Below are 26,064 nucleotides of genomic sequence, written 5' to 3'. Positions count from 1 at the left end.
ATGCGCCAGGAATACGAAATTACCTTAGAGCCACTGGTCAGCGTGCCGGTGGAGCGCGAGTTGCCGCTGCGCCAACGCCTGTGGCAACAAGGCTGGCTGCGCAAGGGCCTGATCCTGATCGTGCTCGCTGTCCTGTGGGAAGCCGTCGCGCGGTATCAGAACAACGACCTGCTGCTGCCGAGCTTCTTGCAAACTTCACAGGCGTTATTCGACGGCTTGCTCAGTGGCGAGTTACTCAGCAAGGTCAGCATCTCGCTGGCGGTGTTGATCAAGGGCTACCTGATCGGCATCGTGTTGGCGTTTGCGCTGACCACGCTGGCGGTCTCGACACAGCTTGGCCGCGACCTGCTCAGCACGCTGACCTCAATGTTCAACCCGTTGCCGGCCATTGCGCTGCTGCCGCTGGCGCTGCTGTGGTTTGGCCTGGGGCAGAACAGCCTGATCTTTGTGCTGGTGCATTCGGTGTTATGGGCCTTGGCCCTGAACACCTATTCGGGGTTCCTCGGCGTGTCCGAGACCCTGCGCATGGCGGGCCGCAACTATGGCCTCAAGGGCATGCGTTTTGTGCTGTTCATCCTGATTCCCGCGGCGCTGCCGTCGATTCTCGCCGGCCTGAAAATCGGCTGGGCATTCGCCTGGCGCACGCTGATCGCCGCCGAACTGGTGTTCGGCGCCACCAGCGGCAAAGGCGGGCTGGGCTGGTACATCTTCCAGAACCGCAACGAGCTGTACACCGACAAAGTCTTTGCCGGGCTGGCCGTGGTCATCCTCATCGGGCTGCTCGTGGAAAACCTGGTGTTCGACACTTTCGAACGGCTTACCGTCAAGCGCTGGGGCATGCAGCGCTGAACCGCCGGTTTTAATCCTGCTACGATCGCACGCAATTCACTCTCCAAAGACCACGAGTGCTTGGCATGCAACTACCGGACATGAACCTGCTGGTCGCCCTCGACGCCTTGCTCGACGAGGGCAGTGTGGTCGGCGCCGCGCGGCGGATGAATTTGAGCCCCGCCGCCATGAGCCGCACCCTCACGCGCATTCGCGAGGCGGTGGGCGATCCGATCCTGGTGCGCGCCGGTCGCGGCCTGGTGCCGACGCCCAAGGCCCTGGAGTTGCAGGGCCAAGTGCGCAACGTGGTGGAGCAGGCAGCGTTGCTGTTTCGCTCCGCCGATCAAGTGGACCTGAGCACCTTGCGCCGTCGCTTCAGTGTGCGGGCCAATGACTTCTTTATCGGCGTGTACGGTGGCCGGCTGTTCGACACCATGGAGCGCATGGCCCCGCAGTGCGAGCTGTGTTTTGTGCCTGAGGCCGACACCGACGACGATGCGCTGCGCGAAGGTCGTTTGGACTTGCGCGTCAGCAATTCCCGGCCTCCCAGCCCCGAAGTGAAAGTGCAAAACCTGTTCTCCACCACCTTCGTCGGCCTTGCGCGCAAAGATCACCCGCTGTTCGATGGAGAGATCACCGCCGCGCGTTTCGCCGGCTATTCCCACATCAGCATCTCGCGACGCGGCATCGCCCGTGGGCCGATCGACACCGCGCTGAATGCCTTGGGCCTGGAGCGTCGCGTGGCAATGATCGCTCCGGGTTTTCACGGCGCTATGTTTATGCTGCCCGACTCGGACCTGCTGCTGCCGGTGCCCAAGGAAGCGCTGCTGAGCGCCAATCGCCTGAATCTGCCGTTGCGCGCCTTCCAGCTACCGATCTCGCTGCCGACGCTGGTATTGGCCCAGTCCTGGCATCCGCGTTTCGACAAAGACCCCGCCCACAAATGGCTGCGCGAAACCATGCGCGAAAGCTGCCACGCCACCTGGCTTGAAGCCCAGCCCACCTGATTGTTGATGCTGGCTCGGTCAAAATGTGGGAGCGGGCTTGCTCGCGAAAGCGGAGTGTCAGTGAAAGATGTTCCAACTGAGCCACCGCATTCGCGAGCAAGCCCGCTCCCACAGGGTTTTGTGGTGCATTTTAGGATTGCGTCTGGCGCACTTATAAGCTTCCGACAAGTAACTTTTTGTCATGGGTATGTCTGATTAAACTGCTTGGGTATTTCTAAACCCGAGCTACCTGTTCATGACTCCCCTCGCTGCCCCCGCCCTTCAGGCCGCAGCCAAACCCACTGCCCTGAGCCCGCCTGTGTTTGATCTGCGGATCATCATCGGTCTGGTCGGCGTATTGCTGGCCGTGCTGGTGTCCGGTCTCAACGAGACGGTCACCAAAGTCGCCCTCGCCGATATTCGCGGTGCGCTCTACATCGGCTTTGACGAAGGCACCTGGCTGGTCGCCGCTTATACCGCCACTTCGGTCGCGGCCATGGCCTTTGCGCCCTGGTGTTCGGTGACGTTTTCGCTGCGCCGCTTCACGCTGTGCGCCATCGGTTTGTTCACCGTGCTGGGCATCCTGTGCCCGTTTGCGCCGAACTACGAAAGCCTGCTGGTGCTGCGCACCGTGCAAGGTCTGGCCGGTGGCGCGTTGCCGCCGATGCTGATGACGGTGGCGCTGCGTTTCCTGCCAGCCAACGTCAAGCTGTATGGCCTGGCTGGCTACGCGCTCACCGCCACGTTCGGCCCGAGCCTGGGCACGCCGCTGGCGGCGCTGTGGACCGAATACGTCGGCTGGCAATGGGCGTTTTGGCAGATTGTCGCGCCGTGCCTGCTGGCCATGGCCGCCGTTGCGTATGGCTTGCCGCAAGACCCCGTGCGGCTGGAGCGCTTCAAACAATTCAACTGGCGCGGCCTGCTGCTGGGCTTTCCGGCGATCTGCATGCTGGTGATCGGCCTGTTGCAGGGCAATCGCCTGGACTGGTTCGAGTCCGGCTTGATCACCTTCCTGCTCAGTGGCGGCACGCTGCTGCTGGTGCTGTTTCTGGTCAATGAATGGTCGCAGCCGATTCCGTTTTTCAAGCTGCAGATGCTCGGCCTGCGCAACCTGGCGTTTGCCCTGATTGTGCTGGCGGGCGTGCTGATGGTGCTGACCTCGGTGATCCTCATTCCGTCGAGTTTTCTCGCCCAGGTTCAAGGTTATCGACCGCTGCAAACCGCGCCGGTGATGCTGCTGATGGCGCTGCCGCAATTGATCGCACTGCCACTGGTGGCGGCGCTGTGCAACCTGCGCTGGGTTGATTGCCGATGGGTGCTGGGCATCGGCCTGAGCATGCTGGTGCTGTGTTGCGTGGGCAGTTCGCAGCTGACGTCGGAATGGATTCGCGACGATTTCTACGGCCTGTACCTGCTGCAAATCTTCGGTCAGCCCATGTCCGTGTTGCCGCTGTTGATGTTGTCCACCGGCAGCATCCAGCCGATGGATGGGCCGTTCGCGTCGGCGTGGTTCAACACCATCAAAGGCCTCGCCGCCGTAATCGCCACCGCTGTGCTCGACACACTGACCACCCAGCGCCTGCACTTTCACTCGACGATGCTGGTGGACAGCCTGGGCAACTCGCCCCTCGCCGACGGCGACGCACCGGGCCTGGCGCACCGCCTGCACGAGCAGGCCGTGGTGCTGACCTCGTCGGACCTTTATTACGTCATGGCCGCCGTCGCGGTGGCGTTGATTCTGCTGATTTTCTGGATGCCGACGCGGATTTTTCCACCGCGCGCACCGACCTAGCCAAAAGGATTTCTCATGAAACGCAAAGACAAAATCGCCGTCTCCGTCATCGCCGTGTTTGCCGTCGGCGTGCTGGTGTACTTGGTTGCGCCGGGCCTGTTGGGCAGCAAACGTCAGACCACTAACGACGCATTCGTTGCTGCCGACTTCACCCTGGTGGCGCCGCGCGTGGCCGGCTTTATCAAGGAAGTGCTGGTGGAAGACAACCAGCGCGTTAAAGCCGGGCAACTGCTGGCGTTGATCGACGACCGCGATTTTCGCGCCGCCGCCCAGGCGGCCGACGCCGACACGTTAGTCGCTCAAGCCCAACTGAAAAACGCCACCGCGACCCTGGAACGCCAAAGCTCGGTGATCGCCCAGGCCCAGGCCACCGTGGCGGCAGACCGCGCCGAAGTGGCGTTTGCCGAACATGAACTGAACCGCTACAACCACCTCGCCGGCGTTGGCGCGGGCACCGTGCAAAGCGCTCAGCAAGCCAAAACCCGCATCGACCAGGCGACCGCGCGCCTGGCGAATGCCACCGCAGTGCTGGCCGCCGAGCGCAAGCAGGTGGAGATCCTCACCGCGCAGCGCGATGCCGCTGAAGGTGGGCTCAAACGTGCCCAGGCCGCGCTGGAAATGGCCAGCTATCAGCTGTCGTACACGCGCATTGTTGCGCCGGTGGACGGCATGGTTGGCGAGCGCGCCGTTCGCGTGGGCGCCTACGTAACGCCGGGCAGCAAGATCCTTGCGGTGGTGCCACTGGCCGAGGCCTTTGTGGTGGCCAATTTTCAGGAAACACAGCTCTCGCACATGCACGCCGGCCAAGCTGTGCAGGTGCGCGTCGACAGCCTCGATGGCGAGTTGCTTAACGGTCACCTGGAAAGCCTGGCACCGGCCACTGGCGTGACCTTCGCGTCGGTCAAACCCGACAACGCCACCGGCAACTTCACCAAGGTGGTGCAGCGCATTCCGGTGAAGATTGTGCTGGAGCCGAACCAGCCGCTGACCGAACGCCTGCGCGTTGGCATGTCGGTGGAAGCCAGCGTCGATACCCAGCCGGTCGCGCAACAACGTGAGGTAGCCCAGCAATGAGACGCCTCTTCTGGCTCAGCGTGAGCCTTGTCAGCCTCAGTGCCTGCACCGTCGGCCCGGATTTCCAGAAACCCCAAAGCCCGCACGTTACCCAGTGGGCCGAGCCCCAAGGCCGTCAAGCCGCCAGCCGCGCCGTCACTGACCCCTTGCAGGAGCGATGGTGGGACGTGTTCCACGACGAACAACTCTCGGCCCTCACGCGCCGCGCGCTCACCGACAACCTCGACCTGAAGCTCGCCAGCAGCCGCCTGCAACAAAGCCGCGCCGTGCGCCAGGTAACCACCGCCGAGCGCTACCCCAACGTCAACGCCACCGGCGATTACCTGCGCCAGCGCAACAGCGCCAAAGGCTTGAGCGACCCGTCCAACAACAATGGCCAGTCCGCCTATAACCAATGGGACATGGGTTTCTCCGCCGCCTGGGAGCTGGACTTCTGGGGCCGCGTCAAGCGCGAAACCGAAGCCGCCGACGCCACCCTGCAAGTCGCCGAAAACGACCGCCGAGCCGTGTTGCTGTCGGTGCTCGCCGAGACGGCACAGGACTACATCCAACTGCGCGGCGTGCAAAATACCCGCGCCGTCACCGAGCAAAACCTCGACGTCGCGCGCCATAGCCTCAAGCTCTCGCAACTGCGCCTGGCCGACGGCGTGGCAACGGATTTGGACGTGGCCGAAGCCGCCGCTCAAGTGGCGGCCATCGAAGCGCGCCTGCCGGAGTTGCAACAACGTCAGGACCAGTTGATCAACGCCCTGAGCCTGTTGATGGGCGAGCCGCCGCAAGCGCTGCACGCGCAACTGTCCAAGGACGCCGCTGTGCCGCAAACCCAGCGTCAGGTCGCGATTGGCCTGCCGTCCGAACTCGCCGAGCGCCGCCCGGATATCCGCCAGGCTGAAGCACGCCTGCACGCAGCCACCGCCAACATCGGCGTGGCCAAGGGCGATTTCTACCCGCGCATTACTTTGTCGGGCAGCCTCGGCTCCCAAGCCCTGCAACTGTCGGATTTCGGCTCCTGGGGCTCCCGCGCGTTCGCCTTCGGCCCGCAATTCAGCCTGCCGCTGTTCAATGGCGGGCGCCTGCAGGGCATGTTGAATCTGCGCGAAGCCCAACAACAGGAAGCCGCGTTGGCGTACCAGCAAACCGTGCTGCGCGCCTGGCATGAAATCGACGACCAACTGACCCGCTACAACGCCAGCCAACTGCGCCGCGACAGCCTCGCCGAAGCCGTGCGCCAGAACCAGATCGCCCTGACCACTGCGCAGCATCAGTACGTCGAAGGCGTGGTGGATTTCGTCAACGTCCTCACCGTGCAACGCGCGCTGCTGGCGACGCAGGAGCAGTGGGTGGAAAGCTCCACCGGCGTGTCGTTGGCGATGGTGGGGTTGTACAAGGCGCTGGGTGGGGGCTGGGAATCCGTCTACCCCACTCCCGCAGGCTGAACTCAACCTCCTGTGGATGATTTCCTGTGGCGAGCGGGCTTGCCCCGCGTTGGGCTGCGCAGCAGCCCCAAAACCAGACGCCGCGTTCTGCCTGAAAACGCGCGGTGAATTCATTGGGGCCGCTTCGCAGCCCAACGCGGGGCAAGCCCGCTCGCCACAGGGGGTACTGCGTGATTACGGATTCTGCAAAAACACCACATACCCCCGAAACCACTCATTCCCCTTCAAATACCCCGGTGCTTCCCACTCTCCGCCCTGAATCAAGCCCACTTTGAACGGCAGCCCCAGCCGGTTCATTCGGGGCAGATACGCCGCGTAATCCGGGATGCTGTGGCGGCCCTGATACGTCTGCACCACCACTTCATCCACCACGCCTTTGAGCTGCGCGATGGCGGCCGGGTCGGCGTTGCTGCTCCAGTCCATCAGGCCGGTGATGCTCAGGCGCAGGTCGGCGGGCAGGCGCTTGCGCAGGTCGCGCAGGAAGCCGGCGTATTCGTGCAGGTACTGGGTGCGGGCGTCGAAGTCGATCTGGATGCCGACCACCGGGTTGCCCGCGTCGCGCCAGCGTTGCACCTGGCCGAGCAGTTGGGTGTAGACCTGTTCGGGCCAGTGCAGGGTGTGGGCGCGGTAGACCACCCAGATGTCGCCGCGTGTGAAGCGCGGCACGCTCATGCCTTGGGCGATCAGTTGCACGCCGCGCTCGGGCGCGCGGCGGGTGGAGTTGATCTGGCCCTGGAGGATGTACAGGGTTTTTGCCTGCTTGAGTACCGGCTGCGGTGTGACGCCGCTCCACAGCCAGAAGGCGTCATAGTCGCGGGCGTCGACGGCGCCGAAGGCCGGGCTTGCCAGCAACAGCACGCCGAGCCACAGCTGCTTCACCAGTAGTACTGCAGCGATTTACCCCACTGGGTGTCGGCGAAGCCGGTTTTCAGTTGGCGGAACCAGGCTTTGCGCACCGCCGGTTCAACGTCAACCCCGCCACAGCCGTTATAGCCGGACGGTGAGTAGCAGTTGATGGCGCGAAACAGTGCATAGGCCTTGTCGTTCTTCGGCGCCTTGGCGTTAGCGATCACCTGCTTGTAGCCATCGAGCCGCGAGAAGGTTTCGCCCGGAAACTGCGACGCGGTGCTGCCAAGGCTGCCCGCTGCGCGTGCTTGCTCAAGCGGCATGCCATCCAGGCCATTGCGCAGGATGAACTCACCAAAGCAGTTCAGGGCTTGCGGGTTTTTCGCGTCGCTTTGCAAGGTGGCGGCGGTTTGCGCGATGCTCGGGCAGGCATAGCCAGACTCGGCTTTGTCACCGTTCCACTGGAACAGTTTCAAGCTCTGGCCGGAGGTGTAGACGTAACCCAGGCTGGTGCCCAGCTTGTCTTCAGGCACCGCGGCCGGCAGTTGCTTGAGGTCGTCGGCGAAGGTGGCGAACTGGCCGCGCAGCAGGTCTTTGTAGAGCAGCACGAATTGCGCGGTCTGGCGTTCCACGGGGTCGCTGGCTTTGGCGATCTGCTGGCGCAGCAAGTCGGGCCCGGCGACGTTGCGCAGCAGGATGTAACGCACCTGCTTGGCAGTTATCGGCGAGTCGGCGGCGAACACCTGTGCCAGCTTGCCGCTGCGCTCATAGTTCATCGCCAGGGCCAACTCCAGTTGGTCGCGTTGGAGCGGCAATGTGGCCAGGGGCAGCAATTGCAGCCACAGGTCTTGCGCGCCTTTCCAGTCTTGTTTGGCTTCCAGGGCGAGGGCGCGCAGGGTTTGTTGGCTGAAGGCAAAGTAGTTCAGGCTCGACGGCACGTTTTGCGGCAAGTGCTTCAAGGCTGCATCCGGTTCGTGCTCGGTATACAGCGCGCTCACGGCGAGCAAGTAATCGTAGAGTTCCGGCTCGCCTGCGAACGCGGCTTTTTGCTTTTCCAGGTCGCTGCGGGCGAGGGCAGGCTGGCCGCCGCCGCGCATCACCATCAGGTCGCTGACAAACTGGATCATCGGCGTCTTGACGGTTTCGCTGTTGACCATCAGGAGCTTGAGGTCGGTTTCTTCCACCAGGTCATCCACGCTCACGTTGCGCTGCGCGTCGGTCGCCTGGGTCAACTGCCAGGCGTACGCCTCGGCGAGTTTTCCATTGTCGTTTTGCAACCAGTACACGCGCCGCAACAGGCCGCGCGCGGAGGCCCCGTATTCGCCCTGTGGATAAGTCTTCAGGTAAGTGTCGAAGCCGCGACCGGCATCGGCCAGCGCAGACTTATCCACACGCTCAGGCTGCGGCACGCCTTCGTTGTCGTAGACATTGTCTTGGGCCAGGTTCAGCGCGTTGCGCGCGGTCATGTACAGCGCCGCCTCTTTCAGCCACGGCGACGTCGCGTTTTGCGTGGCGACGAAACCCTTGCCGGCATCGGCAAAACGCCCGCTATAGAAATCGGCGGCGGCTTGCAGGTAAGTGCGAAACAGTTGGCCTTCGGGCGACTGGATGGCGTCAGGCGGCTCCACGACCGGGCCGACCCACTCACAGCCCGTGAGCAATTGAAGGCGCGCCTTCACCAACAGGTCGCGCTCGGCCGTTGGCAGGTTGGCGTTAATCACCTGGCCGATGTACGCGTTGGCGCTGGCATCGTCGTTGCTGCGGCAGCGGCTGCCTTCGCCAGTGAGGAAGGCATCGCCAGCGGCTTTCTTATCATCGCGCTTGATGCCCAGCGGTTCGATCAGCGCATCCAGCGTGAGCCCCTTGGGATCGTCCGAGGTGCTGACGGCTGTAGCTTCGTTGCGCGGGACGAGGCGGTACACCGCAAACGGCACCGGGCCGAAACCCTGGGACACGTCATCTTCGCTCAGGGCATTGGGGGTCAGCGGCGCGTTCTTTTTGTCGGCCAGCAGCAGGCGCAGGTTGACCCGGCTGTCGTTGCCGGGGCTCAGAAACGGCAGGTTGCTGCACGGGTCCAGCGTGTCCCGCGACACCCGCCAGTCGGGGTAGCACGAGTCGTCTGAACTGGCCTGGGCCTGCAGGGAGATTCCGGCCAGCAGCGCCAGTGTCAGGGGTGACAAAAAGCCAATGCGCATGACGTTTCCTTGATCCTTAAGCCTTCGAGGGAGGCAATAATAGCGTGATCTCACAAATGCTTCGGAGAAGGACCACACAAATCGTTGATTTGTCCGATTCCAGCAGCGATTTAAGGGTTTTTGTCCTAGAGTGGCGGTCATTCATGCATAGGGCCTTGTTTGCCGGCCAAAAAGGTAATGGTAGGGGAATCGAGGTGCGACGGTCTGTGGTAGAGCAAGATGAAAAGGTGGCGGGATTGCCCGCATTTGATCGCGTCGCCAATAGCTGGGATGCAGCCGGCTGGATGAGCCGTTTGTGGTGGGTGCCAATCCTGGCACTGGCCTTTGCCCTGCGTTTTTACAACCTGACGGCCGCAGCGATCTGGGGTGACGAAGGCTCAAGCCTGCTGCTCAGCGAATACGCGGCGGATGATTTGTGGTTTCACGCGGCCCACGATGTGCACCCTCCGTTGTACTTTTTTATGCTGCGTGGCTGGATCGAGCTGTTCGGCGACAGCATCTGGTCGATTCGCAGCATGAGTGCCATTCCCGGCGCGATCGTCGTGGGCCTGGGCATCTGGCTGACGCGGCAAATGTCCACCCGGCGTGCTGCCGTGTTGGCCGGGATCCTGCTGGCGCTGTTGCCCACGGCGGTGCGCTACAGCCAGGAAGTGCGCATGTATTCGCTGCTTGGCGTGTGGCTGCTCGGCGCCACGCTGGCGCTGGTGTATTGGGTGCGAAGGCCTGAACGCACGCGCTACCTGGCAGCGTATGTCGTGCTGATGAGTGCCGGTTTCTATACCCATTACTTCACTGCTCTGTGTGTGCTGGTGCACTGGGCCTATCTGATCGTGTTGAGTTCAGCCCAGGCGCCCGGCCAACGTTCGGTAACGCGCCCGGCGTGGTGGGCCGCGAACCTGGCGATTGTGTTGGTCTACCTGCCCTGGCTACCCAACTTGCTGGACCTGGTCCGGCATGTCGACCAGCTCAAGGTGGGCGGTGACATTGGCTGGGAAGACCCGGTCAGCCTGTATTCCGTGCCGTCGATGATCTGGCAATTCGTGCTGCAAGATGAAGGCATTGGCTTCTGGCAGCCGCTGTTCTGGTTATTCCCGCTGCTGCTGATTGCGGTAGTCGGCATCACCGCCTGGCAGGACCGCGAACGCTACCGCTCGGCGAGCCTGCTGGCGCTGTTTTTCCTGCTGCCGCTGTTGCTGGTGTACGCGGTATCGTTCATTTCCCCGGTGTTTATTGAGCGTTACCTGACGGTGTACGCCCTGGGTTTGCCGATCCTGTTGGCGTTGGCCATAGATCGCCTGCCGGCACGCCTGTCATGGCTCGGCGTCGCGTTGTTCGTAGTGTTTGTGGGTGTGGAGTTGGTGGGGCTCAAGAACAACTTTGCCGTCGATGAACAGGACCAGTTCAACGTGCCTGTGGAGTTCGTCAATCGCAACTACCAGGAAGACGACCGTATCGTCCTGAGCGACATGATGTGGTACCTCAGCTACGTGTATTACGACCAGACCGACGCCCAATTGCAGCTCTACACACCGCCCAAACCCGACGGCACGCCAACGCGTCCGAACGCCTACGGCTTCGGCACACTGGTGGACCAGGATGGCGGGCGCATCTATCTCGACCGCCTGTCAGCGCTGCCGGCGGATACCCACCGCGTGTGGCTGATCAGCAGCAACGAAGCGCCGGATGATTTTGCACCACTGCCCGAAGGCTGGCGCGAACTCAGTCGCCAGGATGGCGGTGGCGCCAGGGCGCGACTGTTCGTGCTGTGCAACGGGCCGCAGCCGCGACCTGAAGGTTGTCGCTAGACCCAGTCAACCGGAGCGGCATCTGGCGGACGCGTTTTTCTGGAACGACAGCTAAAAGGCGTTTTTGCGTGACGGGTTGTACGAGGATGCGGATTGGGCGGTAGGGGCCTTAATGAGTGATGCCAAAGCGCACAACAATTCTTAATGCCAGTGGTGTTCCAATGTGGGAGCTGGCTTGCCTGCGATGGCGGGGTGTCAGTCGAAATAGATGTCGACTGACACGCCGCCATCGCAGGCAAGCCAGCTCCCACACCGATTGTGCAAGGCTGAAAAATCCACGTCCGCGTTCAAACCCGCTTCACTCACTCACACCCGCCACCACCCATCAAAAATTTGTATCAAAACTTGACGACATTGGATCCATCCACCATATTGATAGTTAGCAAACTAACTGTATGCGAACTATTCAGTGTCTCAAAACCTCGAACAACTCCAGATGAATCTCAGCAGCAGCATGGTGGTGGGTGCGCGTAACTGGCGCAAAATCTGCCAGACCACGCTGGTGAGCTACGGTATTTCCGAAGCCTGCGCCGTGCCGTTGTTGATGATCGGCCGCTTGGGCGATGGTGTGCATCAGGTAAAAGTGGCTCAGGCGTCGGGGATGGAAAGCCCGTCGCTGGTGCGCCTGCTCGATCAACTGTGCGCGGGCGGTTACGTGTGCCGCACCGAAGACGTCCACGATCGCCGCGCCAAGGCCTTGAGCCTTACCGAGCGCGGCCGTGAGCTGGTGCAGGCGGTGGAATCGCAACTGGTGCGTCTGCGCCAGGAAGTGCTCGCCGACATCGCCCGTAGCGACCTTGAAGCTGCGCTGCGCGTATTGCGTGCCTTTGAAGCGGCCGGGGTGATGCCCTCTTGAACGGCTTTTTCACCGGCATGCCCCCTGCGAAAGACTGGTTCTACGGCGTGCGCACCTTCGCAGCGTCGATGATCGCCTTGTACATCGCCATGCTCATGCAAATGCCGCGTCCGTATTGGGCGATGGCGACGGTGTATATCGTCTCCAGCCCGTTTGTCGGCCCCACCAGTTCCAAAGCGCTGTACCGCGCCGTCGGCACCTTTATGGGCGCGGCGGCGGCGGTGATTTTTGTGCCGATGTTTGTGCAGGCGCCTTATGTGCTGGTGGTGGTGATTGCGTTGTGGACGGGCATCTTGCTGTTCCTCTCGATGCACCTGCGCACGGCGAATAACTACGCACTGATGCTGGCGGGCTACACCTTGCCGCTGATTGCGCTGCCGGTTGTGGATAACCCGCTGGCCGTGTGGGATGTGGCAGAGGCGCGCACCGAAGAAATCTTCCTCGGCATCGCGGTAGCCGCTGTGGTCGGCGCAATGTTCTGGCCGCGTCGGCTGATGCCGGTGTTCGACGGCTCGGTGGCCAAGTGGTTTGCCGACGCACAGGTCTACAGTCAGCGTTTTCTGACCCGCAACGTGGACACTGGAGAAATCAGCACCTTGCGCGGCGGCATGGTTGCCACCTTCAACACCCTCGAATTGATGATCGGCCAGTTGCCCCACGAAGGCGCGCGGCCGCAGACGGTGCGTAATACCAAGGAGCTGCGCGGGCGCATGATTCACCTGCTGCCGGTGGTGGATGCGCTCGACGATGCGCTGTACGCCATCGAACACCGCGCGCCTGAGTTTCTTGAACGAATAGAGCCGGTGTTGGAGGCCGCCGCGCAGTGGCTGGAAAACACCAAAGACAGCGCGCCGCTGCAAAGCTGGCGCGTCCTGCGCGATCAAGTCGATGCCCTGCAACCCCAGGGCGAAGCGCTGGACGACCGCCACACACTGCTGTTCTCCAACGCGCTGTATCGCCTCGGCGAGTGGATCGATTTGTGGCAGGACTGCCGCAGCCTGCAAGCCGCCATCCAGTGCGCAAGCCAGGACACCTGGCGCGCCGTGTACCGCCACTGGCGCCTGGGCCGGCTGACGCCGTTCCTCGACCGTGGCCTGATGTTCTATTCGGCGTTTTCCACCGTCACTGCGATCATCGTCGCCTCGGTGCTGTGGATTCTGCTGGGCTGGACCGACGGCGGCAGCGCGGTGATTCTGGCGGCGGTGGCGTGCAGCTTTTTCGCCACGATGGACGACCCGGCGCCGCAGATTTTCCGGTTCTTTTTCTGGACCGCCATGTCGGTGCTGTTCGCCAGCCTGTATTTGTTTTTGGTGCTGCCCAACCTGCACGATTTTCCGATGCTGGTGCTGGCGTTCGCCGTGCCGTTTATCTGCATTGGCACGCTCACCGTGCAGCCGCGTTTTTACCTCGGCATGCTGCTGACGCTGGTGAACACCTCGTCGTTTATCAGCATCCAGGGCGCCTACGACGCCGACTTCCTCAACTTCGCCAACGTCAACCTGGCCGGGCCTGTGGGCTTGCTGTTCGCCTTTGTGTGGACGCTGATCGCGCGGCCCTTCGGCGCTGAATTGGCGGCCAAGCGCCTGACCCGTTTCAGCTGGCGCGACATTGTCAGCCTCACCGAGCCCGCAACCCTGGCCGAGCACCGGCACATGGCCGCGCAAATGCTCGACCGCTTGATGCAGCATTTGCCGCGCCTGGGGTTGATCAACCAAGACACCGGCAGCGCCCTGCGCGATTTGCGCGTGGCGCTGAACCTGCTTGACCTGCTGGCTTATTCGCCACGCATCCACGGCGTTGCGCGCGTGTTGCTCAACCAAGTGGTGGAAGGCGTCGGCGGTTACTTCAAGGCCTGCCTGAAAGCGGGTGAACGCTTGCCCGCGCCGAGCGGTCTGCTGATGGCTCTGGACCGCACGCGCCGCGCCCTCAACGGGCAGGGCCTGCAGAACGAAGATGACACCCGCCTGCATCTGCTGCACGCGCTGGCCGGTTTGCGCCTGTCGTTGCTGCCCGGCGTGGAATTTATTGGCGGCACCGAGATGGAAGCGCCGCTGCCTGATGGAGCGCCTTTATGATCGGTGATCTGGATATCAGCGGGGTGTTCCTGCCCACGTTGCTGGTGCTGATGGGCATTACGTATGTGTTGTTTCTGGTGGTGCACGGGCTGTTGACGCGCATTCACTTCTATCGCCTGGTCTGGCACCGGGCATTGTTCAATGTGGGGCTCTACGCGCTGTTGCTGGGCGCGGTGGACTCACTCAGTCGATACCTGATGACATGAAAAAACCATTTTTGACCATCGGCCGTGTCGTCCTCACGTTGTTGATCGTGACGTTTGCGGTCGTCGTTGTGTGGCGCATGGTCATGTACTACATGTTTGCGCCCTGGACCCGTGACGGGCACATCCGTGCCGACATCGTGCAGATCGCCCCGGACGTGTCCGGGTTGATCCAGCGAGTCGACGTGCGCGACAACCAATTGGTAGCCAAGGGCCAAGTGCTGTTTGCGGTTGACCAGGACCGCTTCAAGCTGGCCCTGCGCCAAGCCCAGGCCGCCGCGGCCGACCGTCAGGAAACCCTGGCGCAAGCCAGCCGCGAGTACAAGCGTAACCGTGGCCTGGGTAACCTGGTGCCGAGTGAGCAGTTGGAGGAAAGCCAGTCCCGCGTGGCCCGCGCTCAATCGGCCCTCGCCGAAGCGCAAGTGACGGTGGACGCTGCGCAGCTCAACCTCGACCGCTCGGTGATCCGCAGCCCGGTCGACGGCTACGTCAACGACCGCGCGCCGCGTGCTCAGGAATTCGTCACCGCCGGCCGGCCGGTGTTGTCGGTGGTGGACAGCAATTCCTACCACATCGACGGCTACTTCGAAGAGACCAAGCTCGACGGCATCCACGTGGGCATGGCCGTGGATATCCGCGTGATCGGCGACAATGCGCGCCTGCGTGGCCATGTGCAGAGCATCGTCGCCGGTATCGAAGACCGCGACCGCAGCAGCGGCTCCAACCTGTTGCCCAACGTCAACCCGGCGTTCAGCTGGGTGCGCCTGGCCCAGCGGATTCCGGTGCGGATTGCCTTTGATGATGTACCGGCGGACTTCCGCATGATCGCCGGGCGTACGGCGACGGTGTCGATCATCGGCGATAAGGTCAAAGACGGAGACACCCAATGAAGCAGCTGCTGGCGACCGCTGCGCTGGGGTTGTTGCTGTCGGCCTGCCAAGTGGTGGGCCCGGATTACACGTTGCCGGAAAAGTCCGCCGTGAACCGTAGCGACCTGCAAGGCCAGCTCGCGGGCGAGGGCAACAACGTGGTTTCGGCGCCGGTGCCGGCGGACTGGTGGAAGCTCTACAAAGACCCGCGCCTGGATGAGCTGGTGCGCCAGGCCATGGTCTCCAACACCGACCTGCGCGTGGCCGCCGCCAACTTGCAGCGCGCGCGTTACCAGACCGAGCAGGCTGAATCCGCAGGCGGCTGGAGCCTCGGCGCCAAGGCCGAAGCCCAGCGCCTGCAGGAGTCGGGCGAGGCGTATTTGCTGACGGAAAAAGTCCCGGTGGACAACATCGGCAGTGTCGGTATCACCACCTCGTATCAATTCGATCTGTTCGGCACCTTGCAGCGCGGCATTGAAAGCGCCCAGGCCAGTGCGGACGCTGCCCAGGCGGCGGCCGATATTGCGCGCATCACGCTGGTCGCGGATGTCGTGCGTTCTTACACCCAAGTGTGCGCGGCCAACGAAGAGCTGGCGATTGCCAACGAGTCGCTCAGCCTGCAAGCCCAGAGCACCAAACTGACCCAGCGCTTGCGTGACGCCGGGCGCGGCGATGAAACCCAGGTGACCCGCTCGCAAACCCAATACAAATCCTTGCGCGCCGACATGCCGCGCTACGAAGCGGCACGCCAGTCAGGGTTGTTCCGCTTGTCGATGCTGCTGGCCAAGCCGCTGGACCAATTGCCAGCGGGCACCGCCAGTTGCGCCGAGCTGCCACACATCACCCAGTTGCTGCCGGTAGGCGACGGCGCGACGCTGCTCAAGCGTCGCCCCGACGTGCGCCAGGCTGAACGCCAACTGGCCGCCGCGACCGCGCGGATCGGTGTTGCCACCGGCGCCTTGTACCCGGACATCAGCATCGGCGCCACGGTTGGCACCGTGGGTTTGCTGGATGACCTGGGCACGGGGCCGACCAACCGCTGGGGTTTTGGCCCGCTGATCAGTTGGACCGTGCCGACCAACGGCGCCCGTGCGCGCATCCATGAAGCCGAAGCCGCCACCCAGGGCGCTCTCGCGCACTTCGACGGCGTGGTGCTTAACGCCATCCGCGAAACCCAGACCGGCCTCGCGCAGTACACCGCGCAACTGCAACGCCGGGAGGCGCTTGCCGATGCCGGTGAGTCGGCCAAGAAAGCGTCGGAGCAAACGCACCGATTTTTCCTGGCTGGCCGTGCGTCGTTCCTGGCCGACCTGCAAGCCACCCGCACCTACACCGATGTGCGCGCGCAACTGGCGGCGGCGAACACCCAGGTCGCCATGAGCCAGATCAATCTGTTCCTCGCCTTGGGCGGCGGCTGGGAAAGCGGACGAACGCAAGCGTCACAGCCCGGCAAACCCTGAGCGAAACGCTATGCTTTGTCAGGCGAACCGCGTAATGGCTCGCCTGACACTGCTCGCGTTTGCTCATGGGGATTCGAATAATGAAAAACCCTTATGCTCCCGCTTTCTGGTGCGTGTTCTTCGCACTGGTGCTGTTATCGGCTGCCTATTTTTACGGCGTCATGCTCGCTCACCAAATCGACACCGCCATGGTGTTCCTCGACAGCGCCTGCCTGGTAATCGGCACCCTGTCCATTGGCGTGGTCGCCTGGGCGTCCTATCAAAATCAACAGGTGAAGCGGCGCTTGCTCGAACAAGGCAAGACCCGCGTGGTGATCTGGGACACCAAGGTTGCGCTGCGCCGTGTTGAGACCGTGTTCGACCGCTACTTCTGGGGCAGCTATTGGCAACCTGGGCGAACATTTCAGGAAGTGATGGGCGAACTCACCGGCACGCCGCTTGAAAAAAGCCTCGAAGCCCTGAAAAAACAATGTGTGCTGCTCGACAAACAGGTAGCCGACGGCAGGCATTGGCTGAATAACGCGCGGGAATTGTCTGACGTGGCCAACCAAATGGCCCGCGAACGCTACCAACTGGACTTCTGTGACCCCAAGGTCGATACCCCAGGCAATGCGGTGATACACCGCGAGTTTGAGGTGTTGGTGTACACCTGGACGGCACGCCTGAAGAGTTTTGATCACCAGCTTGATGAGATCGAAACCGAGTATTCCTGAGCTGCGGGGTGAACCAACCGCGGGCCAGACCCTCTGAAAAACTGCGCCGTACGCGGCCGCGAGTGCTAATCTTCCCCCGTTTTCGGCGGGCTTGAGCCAACCCCCTCGGGGTTCAAGGAAGACAGCCCACTTCTCACAGGATTTGATCAGGTCACTTCATGAATAAGCCAGCAGTTGTTTTTTTGGGTTTCGTTGTCGCCGTCGGCGCCATCAGTGCAGGCGGCGCCTGGTACACCGGTAAGCAGCTGGAGCCGGTGCTGCAAACCGCGATCCAGAACGCCAACAAAGAACTGCAGACCTCCATGGCCGGCGTCGATGGCACCGCGAGCCTGGAGTTGGTGTCCCTGGACCGTGGCCTGTTCAGCAGCACCGCTCACTACCGTCTGAAAGGGCAGGGCAGCGTGTTCGGTGAAGACAACCCGAACCCGGAGTTGCTGTTCGTCGACCACATCGAACACGGCCCGCTGCCGTTTTCGCGCCTGGTGTCGCTGAAGTGGTTGCCGGTCATGGCCACCAGTCACTATGCGCTGGAAAAAAACGCCACCACCGAAAAATGGTTCGCTGCCAGCAAAGACGTGTCGCCACTCAAAGGCGTGGCCAACATCGGCTACAACCGTTCGGTCAACGGCAACGTCGAACTGCTGCCTTTGGAGCTCAAGGACGACAAGTCCTCGGTGAGCTTCAGCGGCGCCAACATGGACTTCGACAGCACCGCCGAAGGCAAGAAGGTCAAGGCTGAAGGCTTCATGAACAGCCTCAAAGTCTCGGTCATCGATGCCAACGGTGCACCGTTCGACGCCGAACTGTCCGGCCTGACCGTGGCCAGCAACCTGGAAAAATCCGGCTTTGGTTTCTACACCGGGCAAAACACCGTGGAGCTGACCGATTCCAAGGTCACCTACGGCCCGCAGAAAACCGTGCTGACCTTCAAGGGCTTTGAGCAGAAAGACACCAGCGAAACCAAAGACAACAACCTGGCCGGCCGCGTCGACTACAAGATCGACGAGATTGGTTTCCAGGGTAAGCCCGTCGGCTCGGCCGCCATGGCCCTGAGCATGAAGAACGTCGACATCCCGGCGATGCTGCTGCTGACCAAGCTGTACCAGGACAAAATGCAGCCGGTGCAAGCCGCCGCCGCTGCCGGTCAACCGGTGCCTGAGTTGCAACTGACCGAAGCCGAACAGGCCCTGGTCGAAGCCAACGTCAACCAAGTGCTGGCTGCCAAGCCGCAAGTGGCGGTGGAAAACCTGTCGCTGAAAACCACCCACGGCGAGAGCAAGTTCAACCTGATTGTGGACCTGACCAAGCCAGCATCCATGCAGCTGCCACCGGTTGAACTGGGCAAGCAAATGGTTTCATTGCTGGATGCCAACCTGACCCTGTCCAAGCCGATGATTGGCGACGTGGCCGGCCTGCAAGCGCAGGCGGGTGGTGTGACTGATCCTAAAGCCATCGAGCAGCAATCGCAGATGGCGGCTGAGATGGTCAGCGGCATGGCGGTGGGGACTCAACTGGCGACCCTGGTGGGTACTGATGTGGTGTCCAAGCTGCATTACGCCAACAATGAAGTGACCTTCAATGGGCAGAAGATGACCGTTGAGCAGTTTATTGGGTTTGTGATGGCTAAAGCGGGTGCGGTCAGCGGCGCTCAGTAAGTAGCCAGGCGCACTGCATAACTCTGTGGGAGCGGGCTTGAACGCGATGGCGGTTTGTCTTGGTACATATCCGTTGTTTGGGTAACGGCTGAAATCGGTTCCGCTCTTACAGCGGGTCACTTTTGGAAAAGAGCCCCAAAAGTAACCAAAAGGGCTCTTGCCCCACCACTCGGTGCCTCGCTGTGGCTCGGCATGCCCTCACTCCGGCTTGAATCCGTGGGCCGCCGCGATGGGCCATCCTTGGCCCAGCGCGGCTAACCCGGCGTCCTGCCGGGTTACCCACGGATTCAAGCCTGCGTTCGGCCATCGTGGTTAACGGGGCGCCTTAGATCAAGATCAAGACCTAAAGCACGGCGGCCTAGTAGCCGACCTGAGTGGTTGAATCAAAAGCGCTTTTCTTTTAAGAGCAGATTGCGGTCTCCCAGACAAAATGGAGATCCAATTGTGGGAGCGGGCTTGCTCGCGAATACGGTGGGTCAGTTGATAGATTCACTGGCTGACACACCGCCTTCGCGAGCAAGCCCGCTCCCACAGTTTTGACCGAGTACAACTTCAATACCTCCACACACTGTTGAGCTTCTCTGTGGGAGCTGGCTTGCCTGCGATGCAGGCACCGCGATACATCAAGCACACCCACCCACCAATTCTGAACAATTGTTCCGAATTGCCCTTTCTCCCACTTTCCTGAGGGATAGTTCCCACAGGAAAGCTAGGCCGGGTCACTAGACGCCGGCACCCTGATGCGAATTGCTCAGGGCTACCCATCGTTACAGCTTTCCGCGTGTAAGGAAGCTCACGATATGCTGCGAAACCTACCTCTCAGTGCTTCGGGCCGGTTGCGACTGCTCATCGGGGCAGCCTTGTGCAGCCAGTTGCTGATGCCCGCTGTCGCCATGGCCGACCCGGCTTACGATGCCTTGATCATTCAGGCGCGCAACGGCAATTTCACGCCCGCCCTGAGCCAGTTGCGCCAGCTTTCTGCCGAACGTCAGACGCCAGGCCAGATCAGCGATCACCTGGTGATTGCCGGGTGGGCCGGGCAAGACGCCGAAGTGCTTAAGGTCTACGAGGCCCAGGGCAAGAATCGCAACCTCACTACCCAGGCGCTCGCCACGGTGGCGCGCACTTATCGCAATCAAAAGCAGTGGCCGCAAGCCCTGGCGGTTTACCAGCAGGCGTTGCTGCGCGAGCCGAACAATATTGACCTGCAATTGGGCCAGGCCCTGACCCAGGCCGACGGCGGCCAAACCGCTGAAGCGGTGCGCCGCACGCGTGCATTGGTCGCCGCCAACCCCAATGACCCGAATCGCCGCATGGCCCTGGGTTATGCACTCAACCGCGCCGGCCTGAATTACGACGCCCTGTTCGAGTTTGACCAAGCCTTCATCCGCGCCGGCGATAAGCCCGAAGTAGTACGCGAGTACATCGTCGCCCTGCAAAAAGCCCGCTTGCCGGAACCGGCGCTGCGCCTGTCGGCCAAACACCCTGGGGTGCTCGACGCCGTGACCCAGCGCCGGCTGGAAGGTGACCTCGCCGCCGAACGCGTGCGCATGGCCGAGTACGCCACGCGCACCGAGAAAGAGCGGTATGTGGTTGCCGACCGCGCCCTTAATGACTACGACAAATTGCTCACGCGCTGGACCCCGGACGCCAGTGCCCATGACGACGTGGTGCGCTGGCGCATCGACCGCCTTGGCGCGCTCAAGGCGCGGGCGCGCACCGCTGAAGTGATTCGCGAGTACCAGGCCCTCAAGGGCGAAGGTGTGCAGTTGCCGACTTATGCGCTGCGCTGGGTTGCCGCGTCTTACCTCGACCAGCGTCAGCCGGAACAGGCCGAACCGCTGTATCGCCAGGTGTTAGCCGCCCCGGACGCCGACGCCAGCTACCGTGTGGATGACAGCACTGCACTGTTTTATGCGCTGCTCGAAAGCGACAAAGTCGACGAAGCGCGTACCGTCGCCAACGACCTCGCCACCAGCCAGAAGCCGCGTGTGGAACTCAAGGGCCTGGCGATCGGCAACCCGAATGACAATTGGATGGACGCCCAGCAACTGTCGGCCCAGGCCGGCACTTACGGCGGCGACCTGCAAGGCAGCGAAACCGGCCTTGAAGCCCTGGTGGCCAGGGCTCCGGGCAACGTCGGCCTGCGCCTGGCTCAAGCCGACATGTACCGTGCCCGCGACCTGCCCCGGCGCGCCGAAGGCACCCTCAAGGAAATCGAAGCTCAGGCGCCGCGTGACATTGGCCTGGAAGTGTCCCAGGCCTACACCGCCATGGACCTGCAGGAGTGGCGCCAGATGGACGCGCTGACGGACGATGTACTCGCACGCAACCCGGACAACCGCCAAGTGCAGCGCCTCAGCCGCCTGCGCGATGTACACGACATGGCCGAACTGCGCGTCGAGGCCTACACCGGCAAGAGCTTTGGTGGCGGCAACAATGGCGACGCCGGCGCAGTGTCGGGCAGTCGTGATTGGGGCATCGAAAGCGTGCTCTACAGCCCGCCGATCAACGAAGACTGGCGCGTGTTCGCGGGTGCCGGTTACGCCACCGCCGACTTCACCGAAGGCACCGGCCAGCACCGTTGGCAGCGTGTCGGCGTGGAACAGCGCACCCGCGACATGACCCTGGAGGCCGAAGTCTCCAACCACTCCTACGGTTATGGCTCCAAGCAGGGCGCGGCGGTGTCGATTACCCGCGACATCAATGACAACTGGCAGTACGGCGGCAGCCTCGGCTACCTCCTCACCACTACGCCGCTGCGCGCGTTGAATGACGACGTGACGGCCAATGGCGGCAGCGGCTTTATCCGCTGGCGCCAGAACGAAAGCCGCGAGTGGAAACTGTCGTTGAGCCCCTCGCACTTCAGTGACGGCAACAACCGCCTTGAAGCCTTGCTCACCGGGCGCCAGGGCATCTACAGCTCGCCCAACGTGCAAGTCGACCTGGGCCTGGACGTCGGCGCCAGCCGCAACACCAAGGACGACACGCTCTACTTTAACCCCAAGTCTGACCTCAGTGTGTTGCCCACCGTTACGGTCAACCATGTGCTCTATCACCGCTACGAGACCCAGTGGAGCCAGCAGTTCCAGGTCGGTGCAGGTACGTATAGCCAACGGGATTACTCCACCGGTGGCGTCGGTTTGATCGGCTACGGCCAACGCGTTCGCTGGAACGACGTACTCGAAGCCGGCGCCAACCTGAGCCTGATCAGCCGCCCTTATGACGGCGATCGCGAGCGCGACCTGCGCCTGCTCATCGACCTCACTTACCGTTTCTAGAAGAGCCTGACCATGACTGTTCTCAGCCGTTGCTTATTGGTCCTGGGTGTAATGCTCGCCGGCGCTTGCGCCCAGCAGCCCGCGCCCTACACGCCCCCCGCCGAGCGCCCGGTTCCCGCGCGTGAAGCGCCGTGGCCGAAAAACCACTTTCTGGGCATTGCCTACCACGACATCGAAGACCGCGACCCCGATCAGGCGGTGGTGGCGGTGCGCACCGAGCGCTTGATTGACCAGTTGGCCTGGCTGCGCGAGAACGGCTACCAGCCGGTCAGCGTCGACCAGATCCTGGCCGCGCGCAGCGGCGGGCGTGAGTTGCCGCCCAAAGCCGTGATGCTCAGCTTCGACGATGGTTATTCGAGCTTCTATACCCGTGTGCTGCCGATTCTGCGCGCCTATAACTGGCCCGTCGTTTTGGCGCCAGTGGGCTATTGGATCGACACGCCGCTGAACAAACCCGTGGACTTTGCCGGCACACCACGCGCCCGTTCCGATTTCCTGACCTGGGAGCAGGTGCGCGAAATTTCGAAGTCGAACCTGGTGGAAATCGCCGCCCATACCGACGCCAGCCACACCGGCATCCTGGCCAACCCCCAAGGCAACCTGGAGCCCGCCGCCGCAACCCGTCGTTATGACGCCGCCACCGGCCGATATGAAACCGAAGCCCAGTTCCAGGCGCGCATGCGGGCCGATGTGACGGCGATTACCAATAAACTGCGCGCAGTCACCGGCAAGACGCCGCGCGTGTGGGTGTGGCCTTACGGCGCCGCCGATGGCACCTCACTCGCGGTGGTGGGCGAGCAGGGCTATCAGATGTCGCTGACCCTGGACGACGGCCTCGACGACCTTGCCAACCTGCAAAGCAGCCCGCGGTTCCTGGTGGCTTCCGACCCGGACGGCGAGCATTACGCCAACGCCATCGTAGGCACCCAGTCGCGGACTTCCATGCGCGTGCTGCACGTGGACCTGGATAACGTCTACGATGCCGACCCGGCCCAAGAGGCGCGCAACCTCGATCAGTTGATCCAGCGCGTGGTCGACATGGGCGCCAGCACCGTGTTCCTGCAAGCCTTCGCCGACCCCAAGGGCGACGGCCTGGTGCACTCGCTGTACTTCCCCAACCGCCACCTGCCGGTGCGCCAAGACTTGTTCAACCGCGTGACCTGGCAACTGCGCACCCGTGGCCATGTGGCGATTTACGCGTGGATGCCGGTGCTCAGCTTTGCCCTCGACCCGGCCTTGCCGCGCGTGACGCGGTGGGACCCGAAAACCGGCCAGGTCGGCATCGACCCGGACCAATACAAACGCCTGTCGCCGTTTGATCCGAAGGTGCGTCAGCAGATCGGCGAGATCTACGAAGACCTGGCCCGCAACACCTCGATTGATGGCGTGCTGTACCACGACGACGCGCTGTTCTCCGACTTTGAAGACGCCAGCCCCGCAGCGCTCAAGGCCTACGCCGCCAATGGCCTGCCCAACAGCATCGCCGCACTGCGCGCCGACCCGGCCGTGATGCAACGCTGGACCCGCTTCAAGAGCCGCTACCTGATCGACTTCACCGAGGAGCTGACCGCCAAGGTTCGCGCTGTCCGTGGGCCGCAGGTGCAGACCGCGCGCAACATCTTCGCCGAGCCAATGCTCAACCCGGCCAGCGAAACCTGGTTCGCGCAGAACCTTGACGACTTCCTCCAGACCTACGACTGGACCGCGCCGATGGCCATGCCGTTGATGGAAGGCGAGACGCTGAAGAACTCCAACGCCTGGCTGGAAAAACTCGTGGCCACCGTCAAGGCACGGCCCGGTGCATTGCAGCGCACCGTGTTTGAACTGCAAGCCAAAGACTGGCGCACGAAAGACGCGCCAAACATCGACGGCGCGCAGATGGCCGAATGGATGGGTGTACTCAAACGCCAGGGGGTCAGGAGCTTTGGCTACTACCCGGACAACTTCCTGGAAAACTCCCCGGACCTGAAGACGGTACGTCCGGCCCTTTCCAATCAATGGAACCCTTGACCATGTTCGACAGAATCCTGGCTTTATTCGTGTTGGCGCTGGTATTGGGCGTGCCCCTGGGCCTGATATTTCTGGTCACCGGGCAGTTCCTGATGGACTTCGTGTTCTTCTACCCGCTGTTCATGTCAGCGCTGTGGATCGCCGGCGGCCTGTACTTCTGGCTGCACTGGGAGCGCCACTGGCCGTGGAAAGAAGACACGCCGGCGCCGACCCTGGCGGGCGACCCGCTGATCTCGATCATCGTTCCTTGCTACAACGAGGGCGACAACGTGGCCGACACCATTCACGCGGCGCTGGGCCAGCTGTACCCCAACATCGAAGTGATCGCGGTCAACGACGGCTCCAAAGACAACACCGCCGAAGTGCTCGATGCCCTGGCTTTGCAGCACCCGCGCCTGCGCGTGTTGCACCTGGCGCAAAACCAGGGCAAAGCCGTGGCGTTGCGCATGGGTGCCGTGGCCGCGCGCAGTGAATACCTGGTGTGTATTGACGGCGATGCCTTGCTCGATAAAAACGCAGCGGCGTATATGGTCGCGCCAATGCTCGACAACCCGCGTCTGGGCGCCGTGACCGGCAACCCGCGTATCCGCACGCGTTCGACCTTGATTGGCCGGGTGCAGGTGGGCGAGTTCTCCTCGATCATCGGCCTGATCAAACGCACCCAGCGCGTGTTCGGCCGGATCTTCACGGTGTCGGGAGTGGTGGTCGCGTTTCGCAAGAAGGCGCTGGACCGCATCGACTACTGGTCCACCGACATGATCACCGAAGACATCGACGTCAGCTGGAAACTGCAGTTGGACCACTGGAGCATCTTCTACGAGCCGCGCGCGCTGTGCTGGATCCTGATGCCCGAAACCGTCGGTGGCTTGTGGAAACAACGACTGCGCTGGGCCCAGGGCGGCGCCGAGGTGCTGTTCAAAAACATCCGGGGTATCTGGCAGTGGCGCCATCGCTACCTGTGGCCGCTGCTGTTCGAGTACTGCCTGTCCACTGGCTGGGCCTTCACCTTTTTGCTGTCGGTGATCTTCTGGGGCATGGGCAAATTCATGGTGCTGCCGCAAGCGATTGCTGTGGATTCCCTGATGCCGCCGGCGTTTACCGGCCTGGTGCTGGCGATGGTCTGCCTGCTGCAATTTGCGGTGAGCATTCTGATCGATCGGCGCTACGAAAAAGACCTGTGGAAAACCCTGTTCTGGACCGTGTGGTACCCGATGGTGTTCTGGCTGGTCAGCTTGTTCACCACGCTGGTCAGCTTTCCCAAAGTGCTGTTCAACCAGCACCAGAAACGCGCGCGCTGGGTCAGCCCGGACCGCGGTATTAAACCCAGCCAAGAGGAGGCGTGATCATGAAACTGGTTAGGACTCGCCAAAACCCGGTGATGTGGATCGTTGATGTGCTGTTGACAGTGATCGCGTGGGCCGGGTTGGTCTGGCTGCTGGCTCGCGGGATGAGCGCCATGCTCGAAACCCACGGCGGCCCGCGCCTGGAAGCGCCGATTTTTGCCGCGCTCAATACCTTGCAGACCTACCTGTGGATTGCCGTGTTCAACGCGCTGATCCTCATCAGTTGGGCACGCTACCAACAGCGCCGAGGGCGCAAGTTCGCCCAGCGCCGCGCCGAGGCCAATGCGCTCAGCGACAAGAGCCTGAGTAAAAGCTTCAACCTGGGCGACGGCCACCTGGAACAATTTCGCAAGCCCGGTGTGTTGGTGATCCACAACGACGATGAAGGCGGTGTGGAAGATGTTAAATCCCAGGTGTCCCGCGACGTGGAACGCCCGGGCCTGACCCTGGTGCCGGGCGCCGAAAAAGATCAGGGCGCCGGCTGAGACTGGATTTGCAGTGCACCCAGGATCAAATGTGGGAGCTGGCTTGCAGCATAGGTCTCTACCTTTTAGACAGGGCCGTTGTGGCGAGCGGGCTTGCCCCGCGTTGGGCTGCGCAGCAGCCCCAGTAAAGAAGCATGCGATGTATCTGACAC

19 protein-coding genes are annotated in these 26,064 nt (G+C 62.4%); 17 read left to right on the top strand and 2 right to left on the bottom strand.

Annotated elements, in window-relative coordinates; translation table 11 throughout:
- The 5 genes from Q7C20_RS16185 (at nt 1) to Q7C20_RS16165 (ending at nt 6,116) form a co-directional block, all read left to right on the top strand.
- Nucleotides 1–849, top strand: a complete 849-nt coding sequence (locus Q7C20_RS16185; protein ID WP_375068684.1) for an ABC transporter permease — start codon at nt 1–3, stop codon at nt 847–849.
- 65 nt (nt 850–914) lie between these two features.
- Nucleotides 915–1,835, top strand: a complete 921-nt coding sequence (locus Q7C20_RS16180) for a LysR family transcriptional regulator (RefSeq protein WP_375068682.1) — start codon at nt 915–917, stop codon at nt 1,833–1,835.
- 235 nt (nt 1,836–2,070) lie between these two features.
- Nucleotides 2,071–3,606: an MFS transporter gene (locus tag Q7C20_RS16175; protein ID WP_375068681.1), complete on the top strand. Its 1,536-nt coding sequence runs from the start codon at nt 2,071–2,073 to the stop codon at nt 3,604–3,606.
- Nucleotides 3,607–3,621: 15 nt separating this feature from the next.
- Complete coding sequence (locus Q7C20_RS16170; protein WP_375068679.1) at nt 3,622–4,680, top strand: HlyD family secretion protein; 1,059 nt, start codon at nt 3,622–3,624, stop codon at nt 4,678–4,680.
- Nucleotides 4,677–6,116 (top strand): efflux transporter outer membrane subunit, encoded by a 1,440-nt coding sequence (locus Q7C20_RS16165; RefSeq protein ID WP_375068677.1) that lies wholly within the window; start codon nt 4,677–4,679, stop codon nt 6,114–6,116. Before Q7C20_RS16170 ends, Q7C20_RS16165 begins: the two co-directional genes overlap by 4 nt.
- A 174-nt stretch (nt 6,117–6,290) precedes the next feature.
- Here the strand turns inward: Q7C20_RS16165 and Q7C20_RS16160 are convergent, their stop codons facing one another.
- Together Q7C20_RS16160 and Q7C20_RS16155 are read right to left on the bottom strand one after the other, a co-directional pair.
- Nucleotides 6,291–6,995 carry a DUF3142 domain-containing protein gene (locus Q7C20_RS16160; RefSeq protein ID WP_375068675.1) on the bottom strand — a complete coding sequence of 235 codons (705 nt, stop codon included), beginning with the start codon at nt 6,993–6,995 and terminating at the stop codon, nt 6,291–6,293.
- Entirely contained in the window at nt 6,992–9,157 is a 2,166-nt protein-coding gene (locus tag Q7C20_RS16155; protein ID WP_375068673.1) for an outer membrane assembly lipoprotein YfiO, read from the bottom strand. Before Q7C20_RS16155 ends, Q7C20_RS16160 begins: the two co-directional genes overlap by 4 nt.
- 194 nt (nt 9,158–9,351) lie before the next feature.
- Here Q7C20_RS16155 and Q7C20_RS16150 point away from each other — a divergent pair, with 194 nt between their 5' ends.
- The 12 genes from Q7C20_RS16150 to pgaD all read left to right on the top strand — a co-directional run bounded on the left by Q7C20_RS16150 (nt 9,352) and on the right by pgaD (nt 25,912).
- Nucleotides 9,352–10,962, top strand: coding sequence for a glycosyltransferase family 39 protein (locus tag Q7C20_RS16150; RefSeq protein ID WP_375068671.1), 1,611 nt, complete (start codon nt 9,352–9,354; stop codon nt 10,960–10,962).
- 436 nt (nt 10,963–11,398) lie between these two features.
- Entirely contained in the window at nt 11,399–11,818 is a 420-nt protein-coding gene (locus Q7C20_RS16145; RefSeq protein ID WP_348061960.1) for a MarR family transcriptional regulator, read from the top strand.
- Nucleotides 11,815–13,893 carry an FUSC family protein gene (locus Q7C20_RS16140; RefSeq protein ID WP_375068669.1) on the top strand — a complete coding sequence of 693 codons (2,079 nt, stop codon included), beginning with the start codon at nt 11,815–11,817 and terminating at the stop codon, nt 13,891–13,893. Before Q7C20_RS16145 ends, Q7C20_RS16140 begins: the two co-directional genes overlap by 4 nt.
- Nucleotides 13,890–14,099 carry a DUF1656 domain-containing protein gene (locus Q7C20_RS16135; protein WP_016969155.1) on the top strand — a complete coding sequence of 70 codons (210 nt, stop codon included), beginning with the start codon at nt 13,890–13,892 and terminating at the stop codon, nt 14,097–14,099. The genes Q7C20_RS16140 and Q7C20_RS16135 overlap by 4 nt, the downstream gene beginning before the upstream one ends.
- Entirely contained in the window at nt 14,096–14,986 is an 891-nt protein-coding gene (locus Q7C20_RS16130; RefSeq protein ID WP_375068666.1) for an efflux RND transporter periplasmic adaptor subunit, read from the top strand. The genes Q7C20_RS16135 and Q7C20_RS16130 overlap by 4 nt, the downstream gene beginning before the upstream one ends.
- Nucleotides 14,983–16,425, top strand: a complete 1,443-nt coding sequence (locus Q7C20_RS16125; protein ID WP_375068664.1) for an efflux transporter outer membrane subunit — start codon at nt 14,983–14,985, stop codon at nt 16,423–16,425. The genes Q7C20_RS16130 and Q7C20_RS16125 overlap by 4 nt, the downstream gene beginning before the upstream one ends.
- A gap of 80 nt (nt 16,426–16,505) precedes the next feature.
- Entirely contained in the window at nt 16,506–17,138 is a 633-nt protein-coding gene (locus Q7C20_RS16120; protein WP_348062332.1) for an NADH:ubiquinone oxidoreductase subunit N, read from the top strand.
- Nucleotides 17,139–17,296: 158 nt separating this feature from the next.
- A complete protein-coding gene (locus Q7C20_RS16115; protein ID WP_375068662.1) occupies nt 17,297–18,793 on the top strand; it encodes a YdgA family protein in 1,497 nt (498 codons plus the stop codon).
- An 800-nt stretch (nt 18,794–19,593) separates the two neighbouring features.
- Nucleotides 19,594–22,074, top strand: coding sequence for a poly-beta-1,6 N-acetyl-D-glucosamine export porin PgaA (gene pgaA / locus Q7C20_RS16110; RefSeq protein WP_375068660.1), 2,481 nt, complete (start codon nt 19,594–19,596; stop codon nt 22,072–22,074).
- Nucleotides 22,075–22,086: 12 nt separating this feature from the next.
- Entirely contained in the window at nt 22,087–24,084 is a 1,998-nt protein-coding gene (gene pgaB / locus Q7C20_RS16105; protein ID WP_375068658.1) for a poly-beta-1,6-N-acetyl-D-glucosamine N-deacetylase PgaB, read from the top strand.
- A gap of 2 nt (nt 24,085–24,086) precedes the next feature.
- Nucleotides 24,087–25,427, top strand: a complete 1,341-nt coding sequence (gene pgaC / locus Q7C20_RS16100; protein WP_375068656.1) for a poly-beta-1,6-N-acetyl-D-glucosamine synthase — start codon at nt 24,087–24,089, stop codon at nt 25,425–25,427.
- A gap of 2 nt (nt 25,428–25,429) precedes the next feature.
- On the top strand, nt 25,430–25,912 hold the full coding sequence (pgaD, locus tag Q7C20_RS16095) for a poly-beta-1,6-N-acetyl-D-glucosamine biosynthesis protein PgaD (RefSeq protein WP_348055836.1): 483 nt from the start codon (nt 25,430–25,432) through the stop codon (nt 25,910–25,912).
- Nucleotides 25,913–26,064 lie beyond the last annotated feature (152 nt).

It is taken from the genome of Pseudomonas sp. AMR01 (assembly GCF_041946035.1).
GTDB lineage: Bacteria > Pseudomonadota > Gammaproteobacteria > Pseudomonadales > Pseudomonadaceae > Aquipseudomonas > Aquipseudomonas antarctica_B.
Note: the sequence above shows the minus strand (reverse complement) of the source record. Positions and strands in the feature narration are given on the sequence as shown.

Excerpts from the sequence above, each read along its gene's own strand:
- Q7C20_RS16185 (WP_375068684.1), top strand. The coding sequence starts at position 1 with ATGCGCCAGGAATACGAAATTACCTTAGAGCCACTGGTCAGCGTGCCG.
- Q7C20_RS16180 (WP_375068682.1), top strand. The coding sequence starts at position 915 with ATGCAACTACCGGACATGAACCTGCTGGTCGCCCTCGACGCCTTGCTC.
- Q7C20_RS16175 (WP_375068681.1), top strand. The coding sequence starts at position 2,071 with ATGACTCCCCTCGCTGCCCCCGCCCTTCAGGCCGCAGCCAAACCCACT.
- Q7C20_RS16170 (WP_375068679.1), top strand. The coding sequence starts at position 3,622 with ATGAAACGCAAAGACAAAATCGCCGTCTCCGTCATCGCCGTGTTTGCC.
- Q7C20_RS16165 (WP_375068677.1), top strand. The coding sequence starts at position 4,677 with ATGAGACGCCTCTTCTGGCTCAGCGTGAGCCTTGTCAGCCTCAGTGCC.
- Q7C20_RS16155 (WP_375068673.1), bottom strand. The coding sequence starts at position 9,157 with ATGCGCATTGGCTTTTTGTCACCCCTGACACTGGCGCTGCTGGCCGGA.
- Q7C20_RS16145 (WP_348061960.1), top strand. The coding sequence starts at position 11,399 with ATGAATCTCAGCAGCAGCATGGTGGTGGGTGCGCGTAACTGGCGCAAA.
- Q7C20_RS16135 (WP_016969155.1), top strand. The coding sequence starts at position 13,890 with ATGATCGGTGATCTGGATATCAGCGGGGTGTTCCTGCCCACGTTGCTG.
- Q7C20_RS16130 (WP_375068666.1), top strand. The coding sequence starts at position 14,096 with ATGAAAAAACCATTTTTGACCATCGGCCGTGTCGTCCTCACGTTGTTG.
- Q7C20_RS16125 (WP_375068664.1), top strand. The coding sequence starts at position 14,983 with ATGAAGCAGCTGCTGGCGACCGCTGCGCTGGGGTTGTTGCTGTCGGCC.
- Q7C20_RS16120 (WP_348062332.1), top strand. The coding sequence starts at position 16,506 with ATGAAAAACCCTTATGCTCCCGCTTTCTGGTGCGTGTTCTTCGCACTG.
- Q7C20_RS16115 (WP_375068662.1), top strand. The coding sequence starts at position 17,297 with ATGAATAAGCCAGCAGTTGTTTTTTTGGGTTTCGTTGTCGCCGTCGGC.
- pgaA (WP_375068660.1), top strand. The coding sequence starts at position 19,594 with ATGCTGCGAAACCTACCTCTCAGTGCTTCGGGCCGGTTGCGACTGCTC.
- pgaB (WP_375068658.1), top strand. The coding sequence starts at position 22,087 with ATGACTGTTCTCAGCCGTTGCTTATTGGTCCTGGGTGTAATGCTCGCC.
- pgaC (WP_375068656.1), top strand. The coding sequence starts at position 24,087 with ATGTTCGACAGAATCCTGGCTTTATTCGTGTTGGCGCTGGTATTGGGC.
- pgaD (WP_348055836.1), top strand. The coding sequence starts at position 25,430 with ATGAAACTGGTTAGGACTCGCCAAAACCCGGTGATGTGGATCGTTGAT.